25 protein-coding genes are annotated in these 25,857 nt (G+C 27.9%); 22 read left to right on the forward strand and 3 right to left on the reverse strand.

Features of this window, described 5'->3' with window-relative positions; all coding sequences use genetic code 11:
- Nucleotides 1-128 precede the first annotated feature (128 nt).
- The 16 genes from KXZ80_RS04620 (at nucleotide 129) to KXZ80_RS04695 (ending at nucleotide 17,060) form a co-directional block, all read left to right on the forward strand.
- The gene (locus KXZ80_RS04620; protein WP_021432287.1) at nucleotides 129-872 is read left to right on the forward strand and encodes a nucleotide-binding protein; all 744 of its coding nucleotides are present in this window, start codon (nucleotides 129-131) and stop codon (nucleotides 870-872) included.
- A gap of 32 nt (nucleotides 873-904) precedes the next feature.
- Entirely contained in the window at nucleotides 905-1,789 is an 885-nt protein-coding gene (locus tag KXZ80_RS04625) for an ABC transporter substrate-binding protein (RefSeq protein ID WP_021432288.1), read from the forward strand.
- A gap of 2 nt (nucleotides 1,790-1,791) precedes the next feature.
- Nucleotides 1,792-2,775 carry a FecCD family ABC transporter permease gene (locus KXZ80_RS04630; protein WP_021432289.1) on the forward strand — a complete coding sequence of 328 codons (984 nt, stop codon included), beginning with the start codon at nucleotides 1,792-1,794 and terminating at the stop codon, nucleotides 2,773-2,775.
- On the forward strand, nucleotides 2,775-3,560 hold the full coding sequence (locus KXZ80_RS04635; protein ID WP_021432290.1) for an ABC transporter ATP-binding protein: 786 nt from the start codon (nucleotides 2,775-2,777) through the stop codon (nucleotides 3,558-3,560). Before KXZ80_RS04630 ends, KXZ80_RS04635 begins: the two co-directional genes overlap by 1 nt.
- Nucleotides 3,561-3,573: 13 nt before the next feature.
- Complete coding sequence (locus KXZ80_RS04640; protein ID WP_021432291.1) at nucleotides 3,574-4,863, forward strand: nitrogenase component 1; 1,290 nt, start codon at nucleotides 3,574-3,576, stop codon at nucleotides 4,861-4,863.
- Nucleotides 4,850-6,061, forward strand: coding sequence for a nitrogenase component 1 (locus KXZ80_RS04645; RefSeq protein WP_021432292.1), 1,212 nt, complete (start codon nucleotides 4,850-4,852; stop codon nucleotides 6,059-6,061). Before KXZ80_RS04640 ends, KXZ80_RS04645 begins: the two co-directional genes overlap by 14 nt.
- Nucleotides 6,062-6,074: 13 nt before the next feature.
- Nucleotides 6,075-6,536, forward strand: coding sequence for a HugZ family pyridoxamine 5'-phosphate oxidase (locus tag KXZ80_RS04650; protein ID WP_021432293.1), 462 nt, complete (start codon nucleotides 6,075-6,077; stop codon nucleotides 6,534-6,536).
- A 161-nt stretch (nucleotides 6,537-6,697) separates the two neighbouring features.
- On the forward strand, nucleotides 6,698-8,443 hold the full coding sequence (locus KXZ80_RS04655) for a methyl-accepting chemotaxis protein (protein ID WP_021432294.1): 1,746 nt from the start codon (nucleotides 6,698-6,700) through the stop codon (nucleotides 8,441-8,443).
- Nucleotides 8,444-8,704: 261 nt separating this feature from the next.
- The gene (locus tag KXZ80_RS04660) at nucleotides 8,705-9,034 is read left to right on the forward strand and encodes a PadR family transcriptional regulator (RefSeq protein WP_021430747.1); all 330 of its coding nucleotides are present in this window, start codon (nucleotides 8,705-8,707) and stop codon (nucleotides 9,032-9,034) included.
- A 3-nt stretch (nucleotides 9,035-9,037) separates the two neighbouring features.
- Nucleotides 9,038-9,793, forward strand: a complete 756-nt coding sequence (locus KXZ80_RS04665; protein ID WP_021432295.1) for a permease prefix domain 1-containing protein — start codon at nucleotides 9,038-9,040, stop codon at nucleotides 9,791-9,793.
- 140 nt (nucleotides 9,794-9,933) lie between these two features.
- Nucleotides 9,934-11,352 (forward strand): metallophosphoesterase, encoded by a 1,419-nt coding sequence (locus tag KXZ80_RS04670; RefSeq protein WP_021432296.1) that lies wholly within the window; start codon nucleotides 9,934-9,936, stop codon nucleotides 11,350-11,352.
- Nucleotides 11,353-11,383: 31 nt separating this feature from the next.
- Nucleotides 11,384-12,769, forward strand: a complete 1,386-nt coding sequence (locus KXZ80_RS04675) for a metallophosphoesterase (protein WP_021432297.1) — start codon at nucleotides 11,384-11,386, stop codon at nucleotides 12,767-12,769.
- A 165-nt stretch (nucleotides 12,770-12,934) separates the two neighbouring features.
- Nucleotides 12,935-14,974 (forward strand): BglG family transcription antiterminator, encoded by a 2,040-nt coding sequence (locus tag KXZ80_RS04680; RefSeq protein WP_167699364.1) that lies wholly within the window; start codon nucleotides 12,935-12,937, stop codon nucleotides 14,972-14,974.
- An 18-nt stretch (nucleotides 14,975-14,992) separates the two neighbouring features.
- Nucleotides 14,993-15,394 (forward strand): PTS sugar transporter subunit IIA, encoded by a 402-nt coding sequence (locus KXZ80_RS04685; RefSeq protein WP_021432299.1) that lies wholly within the window; start codon nucleotides 14,993-14,995, stop codon nucleotides 15,392-15,394.
- A gap of 1 nt (nucleotide 15,395) precedes the next feature.
- Nucleotides 15,396-15,668 carry a PTS sugar transporter subunit IIB gene (locus KXZ80_RS04690; protein ID WP_021430754.1) on the forward strand — a complete coding sequence of 91 codons (273 nt, stop codon included), beginning with the start codon at nucleotides 15,396-15,398 and terminating at the stop codon, nucleotides 15,666-15,668.
- 27 nt (nucleotides 15,669-15,695) lie between these two features.
- Nucleotides 15,696-17,060, forward strand: a complete 1,365-nt coding sequence (locus tag KXZ80_RS04695; RefSeq protein ID WP_021432300.1) for a PTS ascorbate transporter subunit IIC — start codon at nucleotides 15,696-15,698, stop codon at nucleotides 17,058-17,060.
- Nucleotides 17,061-17,119: 59 nt separating this feature from the next.
- Here KXZ80_RS04695 and KXZ80_RS04700 read toward each other — a convergent pair whose 3' ends face one another.
- Nucleotides 17,120-17,866, reverse strand: coding sequence for an ABC transporter permease (locus tag KXZ80_RS04700; protein WP_021432301.1), 747 nt, complete (start codon nucleotides 17,864-17,866; stop codon nucleotides 17,120-17,122).
- Nucleotides 17,866-18,522 carry an ABC transporter ATP-binding protein gene (locus KXZ80_RS04705; RefSeq protein WP_021432302.1) on the reverse strand — a complete coding sequence of 219 codons (657 nt, stop codon included), beginning with the start codon at nucleotides 18,520-18,522 and terminating at the stop codon, nucleotides 17,866-17,868. The genes KXZ80_RS04700 and KXZ80_RS04705 overlap by 1 nt, the downstream gene beginning before the upstream one ends.
- Nucleotides 18,523-18,646: 124 nt before the next feature.
- Here KXZ80_RS04705 and KXZ80_RS04710 point away from each other — a divergent pair, with 124 nt between their 5' ends.
- Both KXZ80_RS04710 and KXZ80_RS04715 read left to right on the forward strand, forming a co-directional pair.
- Entirely contained in the window at nucleotides 18,647-18,952 is a 306-nt protein-coding gene (locus tag KXZ80_RS04710; protein ID WP_021432303.1) for a PadR family transcriptional regulator, read from the forward strand.
- Nucleotides 18,953-19,033: 81 nt separating this feature from the next.
- Nucleotides 19,034-19,507 (forward strand): hypothetical protein, encoded by a 474-nt coding sequence (locus KXZ80_RS04715; protein ID WP_021432304.1) that lies wholly within the window; start codon nucleotides 19,034-19,036, stop codon nucleotides 19,505-19,507.
- 106 nt (nucleotides 19,508-19,613) lie between these two features.
- On the opposite strand, the gene KXZ80_RS04720 is transcribed toward KXZ80_RS04715, so the two are convergent.
- Nucleotides 19,614-20,150, reverse strand: a complete 537-nt coding sequence (locus KXZ80_RS04720) for a GNAT family N-acetyltransferase (protein WP_021432305.1) — start codon at nucleotides 20,148-20,150, stop codon at nucleotides 19,614-19,616.
- Between the two features lie 183 nt (nucleotides 20,151-20,333).
- Between KXZ80_RS04720 and KXZ80_RS04725 the strand changes: the two genes are divergently transcribed.
- The 4 genes from KXZ80_RS04725 to KXZ80_RS04740 all read left to right on the forward strand — a co-directional run bounded on the left by KXZ80_RS04725 (nucleotide 20,334) and on the right by KXZ80_RS04740 (nucleotide 25,770).
- On the forward strand, nucleotides 20,334-20,981 hold the full coding sequence (locus KXZ80_RS04725) for a response regulator transcription factor (RefSeq protein ID WP_021432306.1): 648 nt from the start codon (nucleotides 20,334-20,336) through the stop codon (nucleotides 20,979-20,981).
- The gene (locus KXZ80_RS04730; RefSeq protein ID WP_021432307.1) at nucleotides 20,974-22,347 is read left to right on the forward strand and encodes a sensor histidine kinase; all 1,374 of its coding nucleotides are present in this window, start codon (nucleotides 20,974-20,976) and stop codon (nucleotides 22,345-22,347) included. The genes KXZ80_RS04725 and KXZ80_RS04730 overlap by 8 nt, the downstream gene beginning before the upstream one ends.
- A gap of 165 nt (nucleotides 22,348-22,512) precedes the next feature.
- Nucleotides 22,513-23,403, forward strand: coding sequence for a glycoside hydrolase family 73 protein (locus KXZ80_RS04735; protein ID WP_021432308.1), 891 nt, complete (start codon nucleotides 22,513-22,515; stop codon nucleotides 23,401-23,403).
- 54 nt (nucleotides 23,404-23,457) lie between these two features.
- Nucleotides 23,458-25,770, forward strand: a complete 2,313-nt coding sequence (locus KXZ80_RS04740) for a glycoside hydrolase (RefSeq protein ID WP_021432309.1) — start codon at nucleotides 23,458-23,460, stop codon at nucleotides 25,768-25,770.
- Nucleotides 25,771-25,857: the final 87 nt, after the last annotated feature.

Genomic DNA, 25,857 nt, shown 5'->3' on the forward strand with positions numbered 1-25,857 from the left:
TTTATAAATTTTAAAAATATAGTTAAAGAAATAAAATCTTATAGATAATATAATGTGATTGTAAATGATAATTGATATCAAATAAAAACAACATATTACTATTATGAAATAAGTTAAGGAGAATGTCAATGAGGAAAATAGCTATATATGGGAAGGGTGGAATAGGAAAATCTACCACTACTTCAAACTTATCTGCAGCTTTATCTAGTTTAGGGTATAAAGTTATGCAAATAGGGTGTGATCCTAAAGCGGATTCTACTAAAAATTTAATGAAAGGTAAATTTATTCCAACGGTTTTAGATGTCATGAATACTAAAGGTGATGGAGTTCAGTTAGAAGATATAGTATTTGAAGGTTATAACGGAGTACTTTGTGTAGAGGCAGGAGGGCCAACTCCTGGCGTTGGATGCGCGGGAAGAGGTATCATAGCTGCATTTGAAAAGCTAGAAGAGCTTAGCGCATTTGAAAAATATAATCCAGACATAGTTATATACGATGTTTTAGGAGACGTTGTATGTGGGGGATTTTCAATGCCTATTCGAAATGGGTACGCAGAAGAAGTATATATAGTAACTTCTGGAGAAATGATGTCTATGTATGCAGCAAGCAATATTTCAACTGCCGTAAATCAATTTAAAAATAGGGGATATGCATCCCTTAAAGGGTTAATATTAAATGCTAAAAATGTTGAAGGCGAAATAGATTTAGTTGAAACTTTAGCAAATGAAATAAATAGTGAAGTTTTCCATTATATACCTAGAGAAAAGATGGTACAAATATCAGAAAACGATGGAAAAACAGTTATAGAAAAAGATAAAAATTGCGATATGGCTAATGTTTATTTGGAATTAGCTAAAAAAGTAGTAGGATAAAAAATTTGAAAATACATACGGAGGAAAATATTATGAAATTTAGAAAATTAGCGTCAGTTTTTATGGTATCAGCATTATTTTTAACGGGTTGCCAAGCTTCAAATACAGGTGAAGCAAAAGAGGAAGAAAAAGAAAAAGTGAGTGTGGTAAGTGCTACTGTATCAGCAACTCAAGTATTAGATAAATTAGATTCAGAAGTTATAGGAGTTCCTACAACAAAGATGGAATTACCTCAAAAATATAAAGATCTACCACAAGTAGGTCAAGCTATGAGCCCCGATTTAGAAATTGTAGCATCTTTAGAGCCAGATTTATTTGTTATGGATAATATGTTTAAGGAAAAAGTTGAAGAAAGTATGAAAGAATATGACTTAAATACATTCTTCTTTGACACAAGTACATATACAAGCTTTTTATCTAGCATAGAAAAACTAGGAGCTAAAATAGGAGAAGAAAAAGAAGCTACGAAACTTATAAATGAATTAAAAGATGTGGAAAAAGAAGCTAAAGCGAACAAAAAAGGAGAGGCTCCGACAGTAGCAATTTTATTTGGTGGAGGAGAAAACTTCATGCTTGCAACAGATACATCTTATCTAGGGGATTTAACTAAAACACTAGGAGCTAAAAATATAGCTAACAATTTAGATACTAATGTTAAATCACCATACATACAATTTAGTTTAGAGCAAATACTTGAGCAAAATCCAGACTACATACTAAGATTTGCTCATGGAGAGTTAGAACAAACTAAAAAGGCATTTGATCAAGCTTTTGATAAAAACTCAGCATATAAGGAATTAGATGCAGTTAAAAATAATAAAGTAATAGATTTAGACCCAAGTATATTTAATGTATCAGCAAACTTACAAGTAAAAGAAGCTATAAAGAATCTTGGAGAGATTTTCTACGGTAATTAATTATGAAAATTAATAAAAAATATTTAACAATAGGTCTATCACTAGCATTACTACTTATACTTTTAGTGCTATTAACTACTATTGGAAGTGTTAATTTAAGATTTACAGAGATTATAAATGCATTAATTAATAATGATAATAAAATGGTTACTACAATAGTTTATAAAATGAGATTACCAAGAAATATATTGGCAGCATTAGTTGGAGCTAACTTAGCTGTAAGTGGAGTACTATTGCAATCAGTTATGAAAAATCCGTTAGCAGACCCTGGAATAACAGGTGTTTCAAGTGGAGCGAGTGTAGCAGCTATTTTTATACTTCTACTGTTACCACAATATACGGGAATACTTCCTATTGCTGCATTTATAGGTGGAGCCATAGCTTGCATATTAGTATTTTTAATGGCTTACAAAAATGGATTAAAGCCAGGAAGAATAGTGCTAGCTGGTGTTGCTATAAACACTATATTAGGAGGTGTAATTTCATATTTATCAACTATGTATAGTGATAGAATACAAAGCGCTATGCTTTGGTTAAACGGTAGTTTAGCTACTAAGACTTGGGCAGATGTTGAAATGCTATTTATATATTCAATAGTAGGATTAGTTGTATCATTATTTCTTACAAGAAGTGCAAATGTACTTCAATTAGGGGATGATGCAGCTACTAACTTAGGATTTAATGTTAACTTAACTAGGTTATTGATATCAGGAGTAGCTGTGTTTTTGGCAGCTACATCTACAGCAGTAGTTGGAATTATAAGCTTTGTAGGTCTTATAGTTCCTCATATAGCAAGGATGATAATGGGAAGTGATCATAAGTTTACCATACCATTTAGTATGATTTTAGGAAGTATAGTTTTATTAGTTGCAGACACGTTAGGTAGAACTATTGGAGGAGCTGTAGAAATACCAGTAGGTGTAATAATGTCTATAGTTGGAGGACCATTCTTCTTATACTTACTAAGAAAGAGAGGGAACTTTTAATGATTAGTTGTAAGAATTTAAAAGTTGGATATGAGGAAAAAGTAATAATTGAAAATTTAAGCTTAAGCATAAATAAAGGTGAGGTAGTTTCTATAATAGGTCCTAATGGTTGTGGAAAATCAACATTATTAAAAACCTTATCTAGAATTATAAAACCTATGAGCGGTGGAATATATATAAAAAATGAAAGTATAAAAAATTTAAAAAGTAAGCATGTATCTCAAAAGGTATGCTTATTATCTCAACATAATGATGCACCGGGAGATTTGACAGTTGAAGAACTAGTTTACTTTGGAAGGATACCACATAAGAAATGGTACGAAAGTAAAACTAAATCTGATGAAGAGATTGTAAATTGGGCTATAGAAAACACAGGATTAAAAAGATATAAAAATACTCCTATAAACTCTTTATCAGGAGGAGAAAGACAAAGGGCTTACATTGCACAGGCCCTTTGTCAAAAACCAGATATACTTTTACTAGATGAGCCAACTACATATCTAGATATATCATATCAATTAGAAGTTATGGAGTTGGTAAGAGAAATTAATGAAAAGTTTAATATAACTATTGTTATGGTACTTCATGAACTAAATCAGGCAAGTAAATATAGTGACAGATTAGTTATTATGAAAGATGGAGAGATAGTTTCAGATGGATGCCCAAGAGAGGTTATAAACAAAGAAACTATAAAACAGGTTTATAAAATAGAATGTGATATAGATAATGATCCAATTTCTAATAAACCGAGAATCCATCCTATACAGACTATAAAGATAGCTTAGGAGATTAAGGATTATGTACAGTTTAGATGTTTTAAATAAATTAGATGAAATAAATGAAGATAAAGATATAAAGTCTTTATCTCATGCAATATTTCCAGGAACACATTGTCCATTATTTGGGGTTATGCTTACGGCAAGTTATATAAAAAATATGCCAGTGTTAGTTGTTGGAACTAGTGAATGTACTTATTATACTAAAAATTTTGCATATCATAGGCAAAAGGGAAAGGACAGTGTATACTCACTTGCACTAAAAGAAAAAGATGTTGTGTTTGGAGCTCAAGTAAAGGTCGAGAAAGCAATAAAGCAAATTGTGGAGATAGAAGAGCCTGATGCAATAATGATAGTTACTACATGTGTTCCGGAACTTATAGGGGAAGACTATTCATCTATAGAGTATAGTTTATCAGATGAAATTAATATACCTATATTTGTAGTAAATACAGAGCATTTTAAATGTAACTCACATATACCAGGAATGACTAGAGCTTTAAGATCATTAGGAAACGCTATGACTAAGCCTAAATACAGTGAAGGGGTAAATATGCTGGGACATAGACAATCTGATGTTGAAAAAACAGAGTTAGTAAACCTTTTAAAAAGCCAAGGTATAAAAATCAATACAGTTATACCTTCAAAATGTGATATAGAAGATATAAAAAACGCTTCTAATGTAAAGTTAAATATTGTCACAGATATGATTGCAATAGATCTTGCAAAATATATGAAAGAAAAGTTTGGTATTGATTATATTTATTTCGATAAGCATATGAGTAAAAATATAATTTTTGAAAACTATCATAAGTTAAGCAAGATATTAGATATAGATTTTAACAAACAATTAAGTGAACAAAGAAAAGAATACGATGAACTATTCTTAAAATTAAGTGAAATATTAAAAGGGAAAAAGCTTATATACGGAAATACTCCAATGATGGCATTTGAGACTGTAGATTTTTTAAGTGACTTAGGAGCTATACCTATATTTGTACAAGTAAGAGAGCTATATGAACAAGATAAAATATTTAAATCGAATTTGATAGAAAAAGGGTTTAATCCATATGTTAGTAGAATAGCAAATATTGCACCACTAAGACACCTATATGACTCTATAGGAGCTGACCTATATATAGGTCACGAAAATCCTATGTTACTTAGAGAAAAAGGACTTATGCAAATAACTATGGATTCGCATGCTCAAAAAATAGGGTATGAATTACCGATAGCTATGATGAAAGACTTAATTAAATTATTTGAGATGAAAAACAATAAAATGGGAGGTATGATGCATGGAAGTTTATAAGTATTTCCCAGTTGCAAGCGATAGAATGGGTATTATATGGACTTTGGCATCTATAAAAGATGCATGTGTTATAGAGTTTGGGCCAGCTGGAACTACTCATTATGCAATAGAAGGAATAGGAAGTTTAAATGGGGAAGATGAAGCAAAGGTATATTCCACACATATGGATCAAAGTGATGTTACATTTGGAAAATATCACAGACTTGAAAAAGCAATATTAGAAATTGATGAAAATACATCTCCGAAGTACATATTTGTAATGGCATCTTCTATATCATCTATTATAGGAGCAGATATAAATAGCGTTTGTGATATGTTAAAAGGTAGTACTAAAGCAAAGCTAATACCTATAACTACTGGTGGGTTAAAAGATGATTATAACGTTGGTGTTGAGTATATGCTAGAGATATTGGCTTCACAAGTTGTAAAAGAAAATACAAAAGATATTAATAAGTACAATATTTTAGGATTTAATATAGACAAATACAACTATTTATCTGACTGTAAAGAGCTTGAACGATTGATGAAAGAATTATTTGATAAAGAGTTAAACACAGTATTTACAGCTAATTCTAGTATAGAAGATATTGAAAATTCAACAAAAGCATCATTAAATATAGTTGTTAGAAAAGAAGCTTTAAAGGCAGCTGAGTATATGAAAGAAAAATATAATATACCATATATTTATAAAAACCTATACGGATTAAAGAATACTATAGATTTTCTAGAAGAAGTAAATCAAATTGAAGGATACGACTTGAATAAAGTAAAATTTGATGAAGAAATTCAAATTATTAAAAAGCATATGTTTGGATTAAAGAGAAAATTTTATTTCTATAATGAAATAAAAGACTGTGCAGTATTTGGAGACTATGATACTGTTTTAGGATTTAATGATATGCTAGCTGAATTAGGTCTAAATGTAATTAGAAAAGAAATTTTATACAAAACTACATGTGAAGGTGATGAAGTTTTAGTTGGAAAAAGTGAACTAGAAAGGATGAAATTTCTAAAAGAAAAACAATTAATGATTCTTTTAGGGGATGGACCTAGCATAGATATGAAACATGATTCTAAACTAGATATACAAGTAAGTAATCCAAACCTTGAGAAAGTAAATATATATCCATACACACCGTTTGTTGGATTTAGAGGATGCTTATATATTATTGAACAAGTATTAAATATAAAATCATAGGAGAATATACATTATGGAAAATTTATTAAAATCACAAAAAAGTTTAATTATAAGTTCATTAAGTAAAAACAGTAATCCAGAGGTAAGTTATGCACCGTTTATAATAAAAAATAATAAATTATACATTTATATAAGTAAAGCTGCTAATCATTATTTTAATTTGTTAGAAAATAATAAGTGTTCAGTTATGATAATTGAAGATGAAAATGAAAGCAAATCTATATTTGCAAGACAGCGAGTGAGTTTTTCTTGTGAAGCAGAAATTAAACAAGATGATTGCAATTACATATTAGATGAGTTTGAAAAAATTCATGGGAGTCAAATAATGATGGTATTAAAAAGTTTAGATTTTGATATTTTTGAACTAAATATAAAAAGCGGGAGATTAGTTAAAGGATTTGGGCAGGCTTTTGATATTGAAATTGTTGATGAAGAGTTTGTATTAAACCAAGTTATTGGAGGAGGACATAAATAAAAATAAGGCATTGCACTATGTGCAATGCTTTATTTTGTTAAAGTTTTCCATTTTTCAACCGTATATAAGTAGATGGTATCAAATTAGCTATATTTTAGAAGTTATTATACTTCTTTTTAAGAAAAGCTATCATAATCAACAGAGGACAGGGAGGAAAATATATGAAATTAAAAAACTTAAAAATAGGACAAAAGTTAGGGTTAGCATTTGTTATTTTATTAGTGCTTACTGCATTATCAAATTTATTTTTAATAAGTAACCTAAAAAAATCTGCAAATCAAAGTCACGACTTATATACAGGTCCTTTTCAAGTAACAAATGAATCTATGAGTATTAGAAGAGATTTAGTATCTATAGATCAAAATGTTATGAACTCTATTGCGGGGAACAAGCCTGAAGAACATGAAGCATCGGCTCAAAAAGACTTTGAAAGTATTGAAAATAGTATGAAAATACTTAGAGAAAAAGCTTTAGGTGATAAAAAGCTGGTTAGCGACCTTGAAGCATCTATAGAAAATCTTAAAAAAGAAAATAACAATATATATTCACTTTTACATCAAGGAAAAGCACAGGAAGCACAACAAATTGCAATAACAGATGGAAGTGGATACTACAATGGATATGTTGCATCTATAAATGCCGCAAAAGCTGTATATGAAGATGAAAAAGCTCGTAGTGTAGATTTTGATAAGCAAATAAAAGAAAGATCATCAAAAGCTATTACATCTTCTGTAGTAATAAGTGCAGTTGTTATATTAACAGGTATTGCTATTTGTATAATTATAACAAAGAAATTACAAAATCCAATCAAAGAATTAGAATCTGCTGCAAATAAAATGGCAGGTGGAGATTTTGATATAGATATTGAATATGATTCAAAAGATGAATTAGGTTCATTATCAGATAGCATGCGTCAAATGAGTAGTAAAACAAAAGAGATTATAATGGATACTACACACGTATTAGAAGAAGTTGCATCTGGAAATTTTGATGTTGAAACTAGTACTGAGTACGTAGGAGTATTTAAAGTAATAGAAAGTTCTGTTTTAAAAATAACTAAAGATCTAAGTGAAATAATGTTACAAATAAACTTAGCATCAGAAGAAGTTGAAGGAGCATCAAATCAAGTATCAAGTGGATCACAACTTTTAGCACAAGGTGCTACAGAACAAGCGAGTGCAGTGGAAGAATTATCTGCAACTATAGCAGAAATATCAGATAAAATTAAAGAAAATGCTGATAATGCAAAGAAAGCAAATTCATTAATGTTAAATTCAAGTAAGCAAGTTAAAGAAGGAAATGACCAAATGACTCATATGATAAAAGCAATGGAAGAAATATCATTTACTTCTAATGAGATAGCTAGAATAATAAAAACAATAGATGACATAGCATTCCAAACTAATATATTAGCATTAAACGCAGCAGTAGAAGCGGCTCGTGCAGGAGAAGCTGGTAAAGGATTTGCTGTTGTTGCAGATGAAGTTAGAAACCTAGCGTCTAAATCAGCTGAGGCTGCAAAAAATACAGCTACACTTATTGAAAATTCAATAGAAGCTGTTGATAAAGGTAATGAAATAGTAGAAAACACAGCTGATTCATTCAAGAGAATAATAAATACAACAAATAGAACGACTGCAGTAGTTAATGATATAGCAAAAACATCTGAAGATGAAGCTAATGCAATAAATCAAGTTACACTAGGTGTAGATCAAATATCTGAAGTAGTTCAGACAAATTCAGCAACTTCAGAAGAAAGTGCAGCTGCTAGTGAAGAATTAAGTGGACAAGCACAAATGTTAAAATCACTTATAGAAAGATTTAAGTTAAAAAGTGAGAAGGGTTCAAGTAAAAATATAAATTTTGAAGAAGAATTAGATGATTATTTTGGAGCTAAAAATATTTAAATTTAGTTAACTTATTGTGATGTTATATCTAGTACCTTCCTGCACTAAAGCCTAAAACCTGGCTTTAACGTTTAGTCAGGTTCTAGATATAACACACTTATAGGAAAAGTTAAACTAAATTTTATTGAAGGTGTCGTGGGGTTGCGACACCTTTTATTTTTGTGCTTTTCAAAATTACACTTGCATTACGAGGTATTTTGATTTACTATATTTATGTAACTACATCGTATAGTGAGGTACTTAATGAACGGAGGTGATTTCATGGAATTAAATAAAGAAGTTTTAAAAGGTCACATAGATACATTAATTTTAGCTATTTTAGATGAAAAAGATTCATATGGATATGAAATAGCTAAAATTGTTAGGGATAAAACTACATTTGAGTTAAAAGATGGAACAATGTATGTTTCTCTTAAAAGATTAGAAACAAAAGGATTGATAAAATCTTACTGGGGAAATGAACAAGGGGCAGGAAGCAGAAGAAAGTATTACAACATAACTGATGAAGGAAGAACCGCTTTAGATATAAAAATACAAGAGTGGGATTTTGTGCAAAACATAATGAATCAATTTTTAAAGGGGAGAAAATAAGTTATGAAAATTATTGATGAATATTTAAAGTCATTATATAAAAATGATAAAAGTAAGGAAGTAAAAGAGCTAAAAGAAGAGTTAAGGGAGCATTTAATAACATCAACTACTGAATTTATTGATAATGGATACTCAGAAGAAGATGCACAAAGAGAAGCTATAAATCAATTTGATGGTGGAACTGAAATGCTAAAAGATTTGCATAAATCGCTTAAGGAAAGTAAAGTTGCTAATGAAAAATTAAATAAAAGAATGATAAATATATTCAAAAATACAGCTATACTAGCTTTAATAGTATGTTTGTCGATGATGGTGTTTAGAGGTCGTATAAATGATAAAATTAATTATATACGAGATATTATAGACCTTAAATTGGATATTATAGTAAGTGAAAAAGACCTATATAATCCAAAAACATATGAAAAAGAATTTAATGATTTACTTAATACTAAAGAATTTAATGATGTAAGATATTTAGAAATATATACAGCTGGAAATGAAAAGGTTCTATATAAACATACAGATAAAAATATAAAAAAAGAAGAGCTTATTAATATAGGTGGAAATACAATTGGACTTACATCAAAAGGAGAAAGAGGCGGATTTAATGTAGGAATAGACTATACTCTACTATCAACAATTCATATTGTTTTTGGATGCTCATTTTATATAGGAATAGCTTCAGCTATTATTTATATAGCTTTACTTATAAAATTTAAGTATGCATTTAGAAAAAAATTAATTTATAGAGAAGTTTAATATATAAAACTAATTGGAGGTGTCGAAGGATTACGACACCTTTTTTGTTGAATTGTTAGAATATTAAGTTAAAAGGTGATTAAGAAAATATGGTGAATGATTAATAATATTGGTAAAAAATGACAAATAAGGGGTGCATTATGAATAAAAAAATATTTGGAGGATTATTAATAACAAGTATGTTATTAATATCGGGGTGTACATCTACTAAAACTACAGATGTAAATTTATTAGCGACTACAGATTTACATGGAGTACTTCCAAATGAATTAAGTGAATATGTAGCAAGTGAAAAAAAGAAAGATAAAAATATAACATTAGTAGATGCTGGTGATTTTTGTGATGGTGAATTCGGTGTATCTGGGGATATGGAAAAATTCTTTGAACATACAGGGCAGGATAGGTTAGCGAATAATATACAATATAGGGATATGCCTTTAGCAAAAGAAATGAAAGATATTGGATATGACACTGTAACTCTTGGAAATCATGAGTTTTTAGGAAGTAAAAAAGAATTAGATAATATGATAACTAGCTTTGAAAAACAAGGTTTAAGTGTCTTGTCAGCAAATACATATAAATCAAATGGAGAAAGTTATACAAAGCCTTATGTAATAAAAGAAGTAGAAACTCCAGAGGGAACTGTAAAATTAGGAATACTTGGACTTACTATAAAAGAAGTTGGAGAAAGTAAATACTGGGATGGAGAAAAGTTAGTAGAAAATAAATCTTTGGAACTTAAAGATCAAGCTGGTTTTAAGGGAGAACTATATATGACAGACTTAGTAGAAGATGCTAAAAAATGGGTCAAAGTCATGAAAGAAAAGGATAAAGCTGATGTTATAGTAGCTGTTGCTCATACTGGAGAAAAGCCTAAAAAACCAAGACACCCAGGAAATAGAATACAAGATTTAGCCACACAAGTTGATGGTATAGATGCAATTGTAGCAGGGCATAACCATGTTCAAATTAAACAAAATGATTATAAAAATAAATCAGGAGAGAATGTTATAGTAACAGAACCTGGGAAACATGGAGAATGTATTTCAAAAATAAATTTAAAGCTAGAAAAAGATGGAGATAAATGGGAAGTTATTGATAAATCAAGTAATATAGTTCAATTTGAGAAAAGCAAAAAAGCTCTAAATGAGATGTGTAACAACATAGGTATATTTGGGGCTTCATTATTTGAGAAAAAAGATAAATTAGGTGAAGAAATAAGCTTTGGGAAAACTATGAAGTTTAAGTGGAATAAACTATATGTGTTTAGTCCAAAAACACCAAGAGAAAAAATTTACAATACAGTTGGATATAAGTTTTTAAATATTGCTGAAAGTAATAAACCACAGTTAGTATTTATGAATGGAAATGAAGTTGTCTTATACATGAGTGGAGAGGAAAGGTGTGCACCGTATAGCTTTGATTTTAAAAAATCAGATTTTAATGATGGAGTTTTAACTATTAGATCTGATAAAAATGACTGCTTTAGAATGGAAGAAGGAGAAGAAAATACATATACGAATAGTCCTACGATTAAGTTTGTTTATACATCTAAGTAGAGTTAAGATGAAGAAAGGGTTTTGAGATTTTATGAATAAAAAATTATTATATATAACTATAGGAATAGTTGCAATTTTTATAGGTGGATGTACATCTACAAAAACGACAAATATAAGTGTATTAGCTACTACTGACTTGCATGGAACATTACCATATGAGTTAAGTGATTATGTTGCAAATGAAAAAAGTAAAGATAAGAATATTACTTTAGTTGATGCAGGAGATTTTTTTGACTTAGGGTTTGGAGCATCTGACGATATGAATAGATATTTTGATAAACGTAGAGAAAATAGAAATATTGAAAAATACATAGAAGCACCTATAGCAAAGGAAATGAAAGCTATAGGGTATGATGCAGTAGTTCTTGGAAATCATGAATTTGTATCTAATAATAAGTTTTACCTAGACAATTTAATATCTGATTTTGAAAAACAAAAAATAGATGTATTATCAGCAAATGCATATAAAAATAACGGAGATAATTATACAAAACCATATGTTATAAAAGAGCTAAATACTCCACAAGGTACTTTGAAATTAGGAATTTTAGGGCTTACAATAAAAGAAGTTGGAGAAGGGGATGTAGAATTAAAAGATTTACCAAATTACAACCAAGAACTGTATATGACAGATTTAGTAGAAGATGCTAAAAAATGGGTTAAGGTCATGAAAGAAAAAGACAAAGCTGATGTTATCGTGGCTGTTGCTCACACTGGAGAAAAGCCTAAAAAACCAAGACATCCAGGAAATAGAATACAAGACTTAGCGACACAAGTTGATGGTATAGATGCAATTGTTGCAGGGCACAACCACGTTCAAATTAAACAGCATGATTATAAAAATAAATCTGGTGAAACTGTTATAGTAACAGAACCTGGGAAACATGGGGAATGTATATCTAAGATAAATTTCAATATAGAAAAAACTAAAGATGGATGGGATGTTGTTGATAAGTCTAGTGAAATAGTCCAGTTTGAAAAAAGTAAGAAAGAATTAGAAGATATGTGTAATAATCCAGGAAATTTACATATTAAAATTATGGATTTAAGTGAAGATACTAAAGAAGTTAATATAGGTGAATTAAAACCTTTTGAATGGGATAAGGCATATGTATTTAAGATAGGAACTCCAAGGGATGAAATTTATAAAACTATTGGATATAAGTTCTTAAATATTGGGGAATCAGAAGTTGGAGAGTTTAATCAAGTTGCTTTTATGAAAGAAAACAAAGTAGTATGTTTCTTATATGGGAAAAAAGAAATGACTGGATTTGGCATAAACTTTAATGATAATGATTTTAAAGGAAATATTTTAGAAATTATCCCTGGGAAGAATGATAAATTTTCAATTGATAGAAGTGAAAAAGAACCTTTATATGGACTTCCTATAGTTAACTTAAATTATATAGGACGATAGGATGGTTATAAGAAAGATATCACATATTACTTAGTGTGATATCTTTTTTTGTATTTTATTTTAAATAAATTATTAATTTAGGTTAATATATTAAGATGAGTACAAAATTTTGCATAAAAAATGTGCGTATATTTTGTCTTTTGTGCAAAAATAAAAAGTTATATAATGAACTTAAGAAAGGAAGAACATATGAAACTTAATAAAAGACTAGAAGATATATTAGATATACTTATGAATCATGAATATGTAAAAATTGAAAAAATAGTTAAGTTATTAAATATTTCTAGAAGAACAGTTTATTACGATATTTCAAAAATTAATAATCATATAAAAAAATATAATTTAGAAATATCGAATGTAAGAAACTTAGGTTATCATATAAGCTCAGAAGATAAAGATAAGATAAGAAAGGCGCTTAAGTACTCTAAAGATGACTATATATTATCTTCAGAAGAAAGATGCATAAGTATAATAATAGATTTGTTTTTATCTTTAGAAAAATCAACAATAGAAAGATATTGTAACAAGCTTTTAGTAAGCAGAAATACTGTTTTAAACGATATCAAAAATGTTAGAGAATATATAAGTAAATATAAATTAGAATTAGAAGCTAAAAATGGATATAAGTTAGTTGGAAGCAATAATTCTAAAAGATATCTATTTATAAATTTATACAATGAATACAATTATTTTTTCGATGAATACGGGTATATGCAAGTATTTGAAGATATAAAAACTTTAATGAAAGAAGAAAATCTAAATATTTTTAAAAATACTAACGCAAATTATATACTTATGTATTTAGCAATTTTTTATAAAAACTATTATGTAAAAAATAAAGATACTATAACTTTTAAAAATGAAGATAAGAATTTCTTAGATAGTTTAGACTCTCACAAAGAGGTTAAAAGATTATTAAATATAATTAGAAAAGTCCTAAACAATGATATTGATGAAGATGAAGTATATTATATACAAACGTTTTTTACAAGAGATGAAGATATAAGAAACTATTTTTATCAAAATGAACTTAATAGTAAATATATTCTTCCTGTTAATATGATGGTAAAAGAGTTTGAAAAGATTTCTTGTATATCGATAGAAGATTATGATGTGTTATCTAAAAATATACTGAATCATCTTATACCTTCTATATTTAAAATAAGGTATGGAATTTACTACTTAAACTTAATAAAAAGTGAAGTAAAGCAAAAGTATAAATCAATATATCAATTTACAAAACAAGTTGTAAAAACTATTGAGAACAACTTAGATATATATTTAAATGATGATGAGATAGCATATATAGCTATGTACTTTGGAGGATATAGTTCCAAAATGGGAGTTGAAATTAAAATTCCTAAAATTGTTATAGTATGTAATTCAGGTATGGCAACTTCACAGCTTCTTAAAAATCAGATAGAGCAGTTATTTGATTTGATAGAAATTCAAGATATATTGCCTTTAAAAAATTTTGAAAATTATGAAAAGTACTATGATTTTGCTATAACTACTGTAGACTTAAACCAAAAACAAGCTATAAAGGTAAATCCTATACTTACAGATTTAGATAAGCAAAATTTACTTTCTCAAATATCAAATACGCAATCTGTATTTAATTTTGAACAAGAATTTATAAATAAAATTATCAATGGAGTAGAAAAATACGCAACTATTTCAAATAAGGAAAAGCTAAGAGAAGAAATTAAAAATATTGTAATTTCTTCTAGAGAAAAAGGAAAAAGTTATAAAGCAACATTAAGAGAACTTCTAAATGAGGATACTATTTATTTAAATCAAGAAGCAACAAGTTGGGAAGACGCAATAAGGGTTAGTGCAAATCCACTAAAGAATTTAGGATATGTTAAAGATTCTTATATAGATGCTATGATAGAAAATGTAAGAAAATTAGGACCATATATAGTTATAGCTCCAAAGGTTGCTATGCCACATGCAAGACCAGAAGATGGGGTAAATAAAGTTAGCATGACCCTTACAACATTTAAAGAAGATATTTATTTTTCTGGCAAAGAGCAACATAAAGTTAAGATTCTTATAAGTTTAGCTCCAAAAGATAATCAAACACATATAAAAGCACTTGCTTGTCTGACTAAAATGCTAAGTAAAAAAGAAAATATAGATAAAATCTTAAATAGTAAAGATAAATATGAAGTTTTAGAAGTTATAAATAAATACTCAAGATAAGCAAGGGGGGGGTAAGAGATGATAGTTAAAGTTTTAGACAATGTAAATGACTATGAAGAAGCTATCAAAATTACTTGTGATATTTTACAAAAAAGGGATTCAATAAATGATTCTTATTATGAAGCAATATTAAACAAAATTGATGAATTTGGATCATACTTTTGCATAGCACCTAAAATTGCAATGCCACATGCAAGACCAGAAGATGGAGCACTAAAAACAGATTTATGTTTGTTGAAGTTAAATAAGCCAGTAGATTTCTTAGGCAAAGAAGTTAGTTTATTTTTCACTTTAAGTGCAGTTGATAGTAGCTCACATCTAGAAATTATGCAAAAGGTTGCTAAAGTATGTATGGATCAAAATAAATTAAATACAATATTAAATTTAAATAATGAAAAAGAGATAATGGAGGTAATGTAATATGAATAGAATAATGGCAGTTTGTGGATCAGGATTAGGATCAAGTTTTATGGTAGAGATGAATGTTAATGAAGTATTAAGTGAATTAGGATTAAGTGGATATGAAGTTTCTCATAGTTCTCTAGCAGATGCAACAGCTGATCAAGCAGATATATTTATAACAGCAAGAGACTTAGAAGATAGTGCATCTCACTTACCAAACTTAATAGTTTTAGATGCGTTATTTGATAAAGATGAATTAAAAGCTAAATTACAAGAAAAATTAGGTTGCTAGAACCTAAATAAAGAGGGGGCATCATAGATGAGTGGTTTTTTAAAAGTAACTATCGACTTTTTATCTGAGCCATCAGTGCTTGTAGGATTTATAGTTTTAGTAGGACTTTTATTACAAAAGAAGCCTATTGAAGATATAATAAAAGGAACTTTAAAGGCTATGGTTGGATTTGTTGTAATAGCAGCTTCAGCAGGTATAATAGCAGGTTCACTAGAACCATTTGGTAAAATGTTTGAGTATGGATTTAATGTAAGTGGAGTTATACCTAACAATGAGGCAGTAGTTGCACTTGCTATGGATCAATTCGGTACAGCTACAGCGCTTATAATGACATTTGGTATGATAGTAAATATTCTTATAGCTAGATTTACGAAATTTAAATATATATTTTTAACAGGACATCATACATTATTCATGGCTTGTATGATAGCTGTTATATTAATATCAGGTGGAATGAGTGGAGCTCACTTAATATTTACGGGTTCACTTGCACTAGGACTTTTAATGGTAATTTCTCCTGCTATATGTCAACCTTTCATGAAAAAGATAACTAAGAATGACTCAGTAGCACTTGGTCACTTTTCATCAGTTGGATATGCTATATCTGCATCAATAGGAAAAGCTGTTGGAAAAAATTCAAAATCAACAGAGGAAATGAAAGTTCCTAAGTCTCTAAGTTTCTTAAGAGATTCAGCAGTTTCTATATCAATAACTATGTTAATTCTATATATAGTAGTTGCACTTGTTGCAGGGCCTAAGTTTATTGAATCAGAGTTATCAGGTGGTAAAAACTTTATAGTATTTTCAATGATACAAGCATTAACTTTCGCAGCAGGATTTATATTAATCCAAAATGGAGTTAGATTAGTCTTAAATGAAATCGTTCCTGCATTTAAAGGAATAGCTAGCAAACTAGTGCCTAATTCAAAACCAGCACTTGATTGTCCTATAGTTTTCCCTTATGCACCAAATGCAGTATTAATAGGATTTTTAAGTTCATTCATCGGAGGTATAGTTTCGATGTTAGCTCTTGCAGCAGCAGGACTTGTAATAATAATACCAGGGGTTGTGCCTCATTTCTTCACAGGAGCTACAGCTGGAGTATTTGGAAACTCAACAGGTGGTAGAAAAGGAGCTGTAATTGGAGCTTTTGTAAATGGAGTAATTATATCATTACTACCAGTAGCATTGCTTCCTGTACTTGGTAGTTTAGGAGTTGCAAACTCTACTTTCTCAGATGGAGATTTTGGAGTTGCTGGAATATTCTTAGGTAAGGTACAAGCTTTAGTTGGAGGATATGGACTTACAGCAGTACTTTTAGGAATACTTGCAATACTAGTTATTTTAACAGTTAGTTCTAATAAAAATAAATCATCAAAAATAGAAAACTAATTTAAAAAGCCGGTTAAAAGAAAGTTTCTTTTAATCGGCTTTTTTAATAAAAACTATATCTAAATTTGAACTTGTTTTCTTTCATTGAAGAAGCTTTTATATGCAATATATGTAGCCATAATACTAGAAATTGATGTTGAAGCTAAAATCATAAATGTAACCATTATTTGAAATTTTATAGCTATAAGTGGGGATGTACCACCTAAAATTAGCCCAGTCATCATTCCCGGAAGAGAAACTATACCTAATGTTTTAGCAGAATCTATAGATGGAAGCATTGAAGTTTTAACACTATCCCTTATTATTTCTTTTGAAGCTGAATAGATGTCACTTCCTAAAGAAAGTTTTACTTCTACCTCATTAAGTCTAGTTTTAAAACTATTGCTAAGATTTCTATAACTAAGCCCTATAGCAACCATAGAGTTACTAATAACCATTCCTGCAACTGGAATTATTTGATTTGGTACAAATTTAATAGCACCTGATAAAACTAGTATCGTTAATGTTATAGAGCTTCCAACAATTAAAGATATGAACGATACAAAGACTACATTCTTTATTTCCTTACCTCTTTTTTTAGTATTTAAAGCAGCTATAAACGTCATTATAAGTAATATGATAATTGTAAATGCAGAGTTTTTTAAATTAAAAACATACTCTAATATGTAACCTACTAATATAAGTTGAATTATAGCCCTTATCATACTTATAATAATTTCTTTTTCAAGCTTCAAATCTTCTTTATATGAAATAAATATAGGAATTGCAATAAGCGCAGATGCTATAATAAGTGATATTGTATTCATTATCTTAAGTCCTCCTCAGCACAAATTTGGCCTTGATCCATTTGAATTCTTTTATTAAATATAGACTCACTTTGCTCTAAACTGTGAGTAACCCAAATAACAGTAATTCCATTATCGTTCATTTCTTTTATTAAAGACTCAACTATTTTAGCGTTCTCTTTATCTAATGCAGATGTAACTTCATCTAACAATAATATATCAGGTGTAAACATTAGGTTTCTTATAAGCGCAACTCTTTGCTTTTCTCCACCAGATAAAGCATTTATATCTTTATGTAGATATTCTGAATCTAAATTTAATTTCTTCATAAATTGAAGGATTCTTTGTTCATCAATTTCTTTTTTTCTTATAATAAATGGATATGAAAGATTATCAAATACTGATTTACCAAATAGATAAGGAATTTGAACGCAATAGCTAATTTTTTTTCTAAGTTCTATGGGATCATAATCTATATAATTTTTTTCTTCGAAAAATATTTCGCCATTTGTAGGGCTTATTAAGTCTGAACAGATTTTAAGAAGTGTACTTTTACCACTTCCTGAAGAGCCTATTATAGATACACAATCGCCTTTTTCTATATTTAAATTTACACAATCTAGTATCTGTGTGTTATCTGAAATATATCTTATGTCTTTTAGTCTGAGTATACTCAACTCAACACCTCCTTAAGTAGTTGCATTTTATATAATTAAAATGATAATATATATTATAATGTCTAAAATCGATATCGAAATACGATATTAACTAGGTATGATTATATAACATATGGAGGAAACAATGCAAGAACAAATACTGAGAAAAATATTTTTAGGATTTATACATATTCACATACTTCATCATGCAAAAAAGGAACCTTTTTATGGATCATGGATGATAGAAGAATTAAAATCACATGGATATGATATAAGTCCGGGAACTCTATACCCTATACTTAAGGCAATGGAACAATCAGATTTGATAAATAAAGAAGAAATAGTAGTAGGTGGCAAAGTAAGAAAATATTATAAAATTACACCTGATGGAGAGCTTGTACTAAAAGAATCTAAGATAAAAGCTAAAGAACTTTTTAAAGAACTTGAGTAATTAGATATAAATTTTATTGTAAATAGAGATTAGATTATATACCATTTAAAACATATATTAAGTTAAGGGGGATGTGGGGGAATGAACAACGAAAATAAATATAGCATAGATAATATATCAAAAAACTTAATTGAAAATTATAGAGCAGTAGAAATTACGCTAGAGGATTTTTTAAATATGGATGAAAACAATGAAGAATACAGTTTTGAAGACATTTCAAAAATTTACAAAATAGATAATTTGGGTGTTATTGAAAAACTATTAAGTGAAGAAGAAAAAACACAAATAGAATTGACTATAGAACATCTAAATAATATAGATAATGAGGATTCTTCATATTTAGATAAAATAAGTACTGGTCAGTTAATTATCATAGTTCTTGAAAGCAAAGATAAAGTTAATTTATCAGGATTTATAATGGAAGGAAATGGTCAAGTTTTATTTGATTATTTAACCAGTTTAATTGGAAATGATGTAAAAAAAGAATTTAATAAATTAGATGAAATTATTGAGGAATTAAAAGAATTTAAGCCGTATGGAAAATATTTTAAATAGTGTTGAAAATAAAAAGAGAGTTGTAGTTATTGAAGAAATACTTAAAGACTGAACTTAAAGTCTTTGTATGAATGAAATAACTACAACTCTTTTTTAAGTCCACACTCTAGTCTATGTACAACCCCATAGCTATAGTATTATAATAAATACTATTTACACATATATCTTTCTTCAATAGTCCTTCTTTTTCAAATCCAAACTTTTCATAAAGTTTTACGCCTCTAATATTATCTTCTCTGACTAGAAGGTTGATTTTCTTTGTTATTTTATTAGATTTAGCCCAGTCAATAAGATAAGCCATAATCTCGCTTCCAAGACCTATACCCCAATATTTTTTTCGAAGGCTTATTCCTAATGTTCCGTTGTGCTTCATTCTTTCTTTTTGAACTGAAGTAATAGAAGCTATTCCAACAATTTCATTTTCTATAATAATTAGTACATTCTTAGAATTATTCATACTATTTACTCTTTCGATATAATCTTGCTCTGCTTCTACACTTATTGAAAATTCATTTTTTCCAAAGGTTATAAAATCACTTTCACCACCTATTATATTTAGGTAGTCTATCATTGATTGGGCATCTTCTTTTATTGGTGATCTTAAAATTGCAGTTTTACCATTTTTCAATTTAATTTCTTTCATATAAAATCTCCTTTTAATTTCAAGATTAATAAATCTTATTTAAATAGATATGATTCTTTGTAAAACTTATGAATCCTTTAAAAAAAATTAGAAATTATATAATAGTTTTGTAACATTAGTGTAAAAAATGGATGATAATATATAATATATTTATAAACTTTAAATACGAATGGATGTGAAAAGATGAATATATTAGTTGCTGATGATGAATTAAGTATGCTAAAAATCATAGAAGCTTATTTAAGAAAAGAAGGATTTAATGTTTTTACTGCTAGCAATGGAGAAGAAGCATTAGATGTATTCTATAAAAATAAAATTGATTTAGCTATACTAGATTGGATGATGCCTAAAATAGATGGGATAGAAGTTTGCAAGGAAATAAAAGAGAGCAGTAATATAAAGGTAATGATGTTAACAGCAAAGAGCCAGAGTGATGATGAGGTAGATGCTCTCAATTTTGGAGCTGATGACTATGTCAGAAAGCCATTTGATCCTAGAATTTTAATAATAAGGGCTAAAAAACTTATGGGATACAGTGATATAGTTACAATTAAAAATTTAAAAATAGATTTTAAATTTACAAAAGCATTTAAGGATAACGAAGATATAGGCCTTACTAAAACAGAATTTGAGTTATTAAAATGCTTTATTAATAATAAAGGTGTAATACTTTCAAGAGAAAAATTACTTGATTTAGTTTGGGGTATGGATTATTTTGGTGATTTTAGAACAGTAGATACACATATAAGAAGATTAAGAACAAAAATAGGTGAAAATTTTATAGTTACACATAGAGGATTAGGTTATAGTTTGGAGGAAAATAATGACTAAACTTAATAAAAAGCTAGCTATTAGTATATCTTTAGTTGTAGTAATTGTATCTATACTATCGCTAACTATAAATAATATTTTTATACATAAGTATTATTTACATGAAAAAAAGAAAATTATAAATACTGTTGGAGATAAAATTGAAAAATTAGACTCAGATACTATTATTAAAGACATAGATAGGATAGAGGATAAATATGGAATAAATATGATTTATACTCATTTAGATATGGCAAATGGTATAAATGAAGATGCTATAACGGAAGGCCTGATAAAAGAGTTTGAAAAGAAAGATATAAAACTTAAGAAATTTTGGATTTCTCATTATTTAGTTGAGGACATGAAGGAAAAAAGTATTAATAAAATATATAATCAGGGAAATCTAAAGTACAGCCTATTAGTCAAATTTATATTGAAAGATAATTATATATTTGCAATATCAATGCCTATAGAACATTCTCAAGAAACTATTTCTATAATAAATAAATTTAATTTAATACTTAATAGTTTTTCAGTGTTAATAATAATATTATTGACGTTTATTTTATCTAAAAAGATAATTGATCCACTTGAAAAAATAAAGCTATTATCTAAAGATATAGCAAAGTTAAATTTTAGAACAGAAAAAATAAAAACTAATGATGAAATAGAAGAATTAGCAGATAGTGTTAATCAAATGAGTGTAAGTTTGCAAAAAGCACAAAATGAATTAAATAAGAGAAATGAAAACTTAAAAATATTTATAGGTGGAGCATCTCATGAATTAAAAACACCTATAGCGCTTATAAAAGCTTATGCTATGGGAATACAAGATGGAATAGATGATGGAACTTATTTAGACACAATAATAGAAGAAAGTGAAAAGATGAATGATATAATCAATAACTTAATTTATCTTTCGAAATACGAAAAAAGAGAAGTGAAAATAAATTCATTTGATTTAAAGGAAATATTGTTGTTAATTATAGATGAATATAAATTGATTATAAATGAAAATCATATAGAGATTAATTTAAATATAGATAAAAAAGAATTTATGATTGATGGAGATATAGAAGGAATAAAAATTGTACTAAGAAACTTAATAAGTAATTCTATAAAATATACCATTGATAACAAGATATATATATCTTTAAATAAAAATGAAAAAGTATATGTGTCTGTATCCAATAGAGCTAGCGGAGTAATAGAATCTGAATTAGATAATATATGGAAGCCATTTTATGTATTAGAAAAATCAAGAAATAGACAATTATCTGGAACGGGATTAGGGCTTAGTTTAGTAAAGGAAATATTAGATGCACAAAATTTAACATATGGAACAAAATTAAAAAATGAATATATAGAATTTTTTATAGAGTTCTAAATAAAAAGAAACATTAAGGAGGCTATATAAATTTTAGCGACTTTTAAAGCATTTTCCAAGCTTTAGACGCAAAATTTATATAGCCTCCTTTTGTATTTTGTAACATTCATGAAACAAACTTTTTTTATAATAACCACATAACAAATAAACAAGGAGTGTGAGATTATGAAAAACAAAGGGTTTTTGGCAATGATAGTTGTTTTAATAGGATTAATTTATATAATGATAAGTTTTTATTCTTTAAAAGATATAAATAAAGAAGATATAGATGTTTCTAAATTTATAAAGGTAGTAGATGAAGTTAGTGATAATAAAGCTCAGATAAATTGGAAGTATGTTGCAGCTATCATTGGAGTTAAGGAAAAGAATAATTTAAATAATGTTAAAGAAGATGAAATTAAAAAAGTATCTAAATTATTTTTAAATGAAAATAATGAATCAAAAATTTTAAATAGTGTTGATGAAGTTACAAGCAAACTTAAATTTAATAAATTTGAAAAAAGCCTGACGCACAGGTATATAAATCAACTTAGTGACTTTGGAGTAATGCCACAAAGGTTAAGTAAAAATAGTGATTACACAAAGTTTATAAATTCAATAAAAGATGATGCAATACAAAATTATGAAAAGTATAAAGTTTTACCATCTATAACTATAGCCCAAGCAATATTAGAATCCGGATGGGGTCAATCAAGATTAGCTAAGGATTATAATAACTTATTTGGAATTAAAGCAGACGCAAATTGGAAAGGAGAGTATGTAACCTTAGAAACTAGAGAATTTAAAAGCAACACTGTAAATGGAAAGTTTAGAAAATATAAAGATGCAGGGCAATCTATTGATGATCATGCAAAGTTTTTATATGAAAATAAGAGATATCAAAACAATGGTGTATTTAATGCTAAGACATATATATACCAGGCAAAAGCTTTACAAAATGCAGGGTACAGCACAGATACAAATGAAAAAGGCGAAAAGGTTTATGCAAATAGATTAATTGAGATAATAAAGCAATATAATTTACAGCTTATAGATAATGAAGTTCAGAGTAAATAAAACTGTAACATACGTGTAACAAAAATAAACTAAAATGACTTTGAGGTGATAAAGATGAATAAAAAAATATCGTTATTGTTAAGCTTTGTACTTATAGGAACAAGCTTAGCGGGGTGTAGTAACGGGCTTACTAAAAGTGATGAAGATATATCAGCTAAGGTAGAAAAAGTTAATAACTTAGATTTTAAATATGACGTTAATCCTAAAAACTTTCAAGTATCTGTAGATGTTGATGGAAAAAAAGAAACTATCTCAGAACCTATGAAAGAAAGATCTGTTACTAATTTAAAAAAGAAAGACAATGAAATTTCATGGACATACCCAGATGAACATATTAATGTAGATATAAAAAAGAAAGATAATTACTTAGATGTAGACATCAAATCAACATCTAAAGAAACTAACACTTTTACTTGGCCAAGTGTTAGTGGGGAAAGTTATGTACTTCCTATAAATGAAGGAAAGTTTATACCAAGTAATGATAAATACTGGAAAGAGTATTTAAATGAGCAAATATTTAATACTATAGAGAGTTTTTCTATGCAATTTTTCTCAGTAAATAAAAGTAACTTTGCAGCCACTTATATAATGAAAAATAAATATAATGATGAGATTAAATTTGATACAAAAAATGATATAAAGTTTGATTTTACTCATGAATATCCAAGCATAAATAAAAATAAAGACTATGGATTTAGGATATATATAACAGAGAAGAATGTAAATGATGTAGCTAAAAATTATAAGAATTTTGTAATTGAAAATGGAGATTTTAAAACATTAGCAGAAAAAGCAAAAGAAAATAAAAATATAGAAAAATTATATGGAGCATCTCAGATTTATTTCTGGGGCAAATCTGTAATTACTGTTGATGATATTAAGTGGAACTTATTAAGACAAAACATGGATGAAGAATTCATAAACTGGATGAAAGAGCTTCTAAATACAAAAGTAGAAGATGGCAAAGAGGTTTCGAATGTTTTAGATGCTATAAAAAGTCAAGATTATGTAGATAAATATCAAAAACAAACAATAGTAAGTGGATTTAATTCAGTTATGATGTTAAAAGAATTTTATAATCCTAATGTATTTAAAGATTTAAATAAAGAAACTCAAGCTGTTGTAAAAAAAGGCATAAATAATTTAAATAGAAATGAATTAATTTCATTAAATAAAGAGTTATTAAAATCAAAACTTAAAGATTCAACAACTCCGACAACTTATTGGGCAAGAAATAATACGGTAGATGTATTAGATGATATGAAAAAATCAGGAATAGATAATGCTTGGATAGGATTTGATGATTTAGAGGCGGGATATGTTTCACCAGAGTTTGTAAAAAAAGCTAATGACTATGGATATTTAGTTGGACCTTATGATTCGTATCATTCAATTCATAAGCCAGGTGAGGAAAAATGGAGTACAGCTAAATTTGATGATAAATCATTATATGATAATGCAACAATAGAAGATAAGAATGGAAAAAAATTAGAAGGATTCCAAGGAACAGGTAGAAAACTAAATCCTACATTATCTATGCCTAGTGTAAAATCAAGAGTAAACAAGATTCTTAATGAAGGATATAAATTTAACTCATGGTTTATAGACTGTGATGCAACTGGAGAAATTTACGATGATTATTCTAAAAATCATATTACAACTCAAGAACAAGATTTAAATGCTAGATTAAAAAGAATGAGTTATATAAGCGATGATAAAAATATGGTTGTAGGATCAGAAGGTGGAAATGATTTTGCGAGTACGACTATAGCATTTGCACATGGGCTTGAAACACCTGCTTTTTCATGGATAGATCCAGATATGAATAAAAATAAAGATAGTGAGTATTATGTAGGTAGATATTATTCACCTACAGGAGGAGTTCCAGAAATTTTTGAAAAACAAGTTCCTGTTAAAGATTTATATAAAAAGATATTTATAGATCCAACATATTCACTTCCTTTATTTAGATTAGTTTATAATGATTCTGTTGTAACTTCAGATCAGTGGCTATGGGGTACATTTAAAATACAAGGTGAAGTGGAAAATAGAATGATGAAAGAAGTTTTATATAACACAGCTCCTATGTATCATATAGATAAAAGTGAATGGGAGAAACATAAAAAAGAAATTTTAAACCATGATAAAGTTTGGTCAGAGTTTGATAAAAAAGCTATAAATAAGCCTATGACTGACTTTGAGTTTTTAAGTAGTGATAGATTAGTTCAGACGACTTGTTATGGAGATGATTTGAGAGTTGTAGCAAATTTCTCTAATAAAGACTTTAAATATAAAAATGATACAGTAAAAGCAAATTCTCTTATTATATATGATAAGGAAGAAAAAACTGTTTATAATCCTCAATAAACTAAAGTAGAGTATCTAAATGAGATACTCTACTTTATTGTGCTATAATTGTATAGTATAATTATTAACTGATTATATTAAAAAAAG

The sequence above is a fragment of the Paraclostridium bifermentans genome (genome assembly GCF_019916025.1).
Taxonomy (GTDB): Bacteria; Bacillota; Clostridia; order Peptostreptococcales; family Peptostreptococcaceae; genus Paraclostridium; species Paraclostridium bifermentans.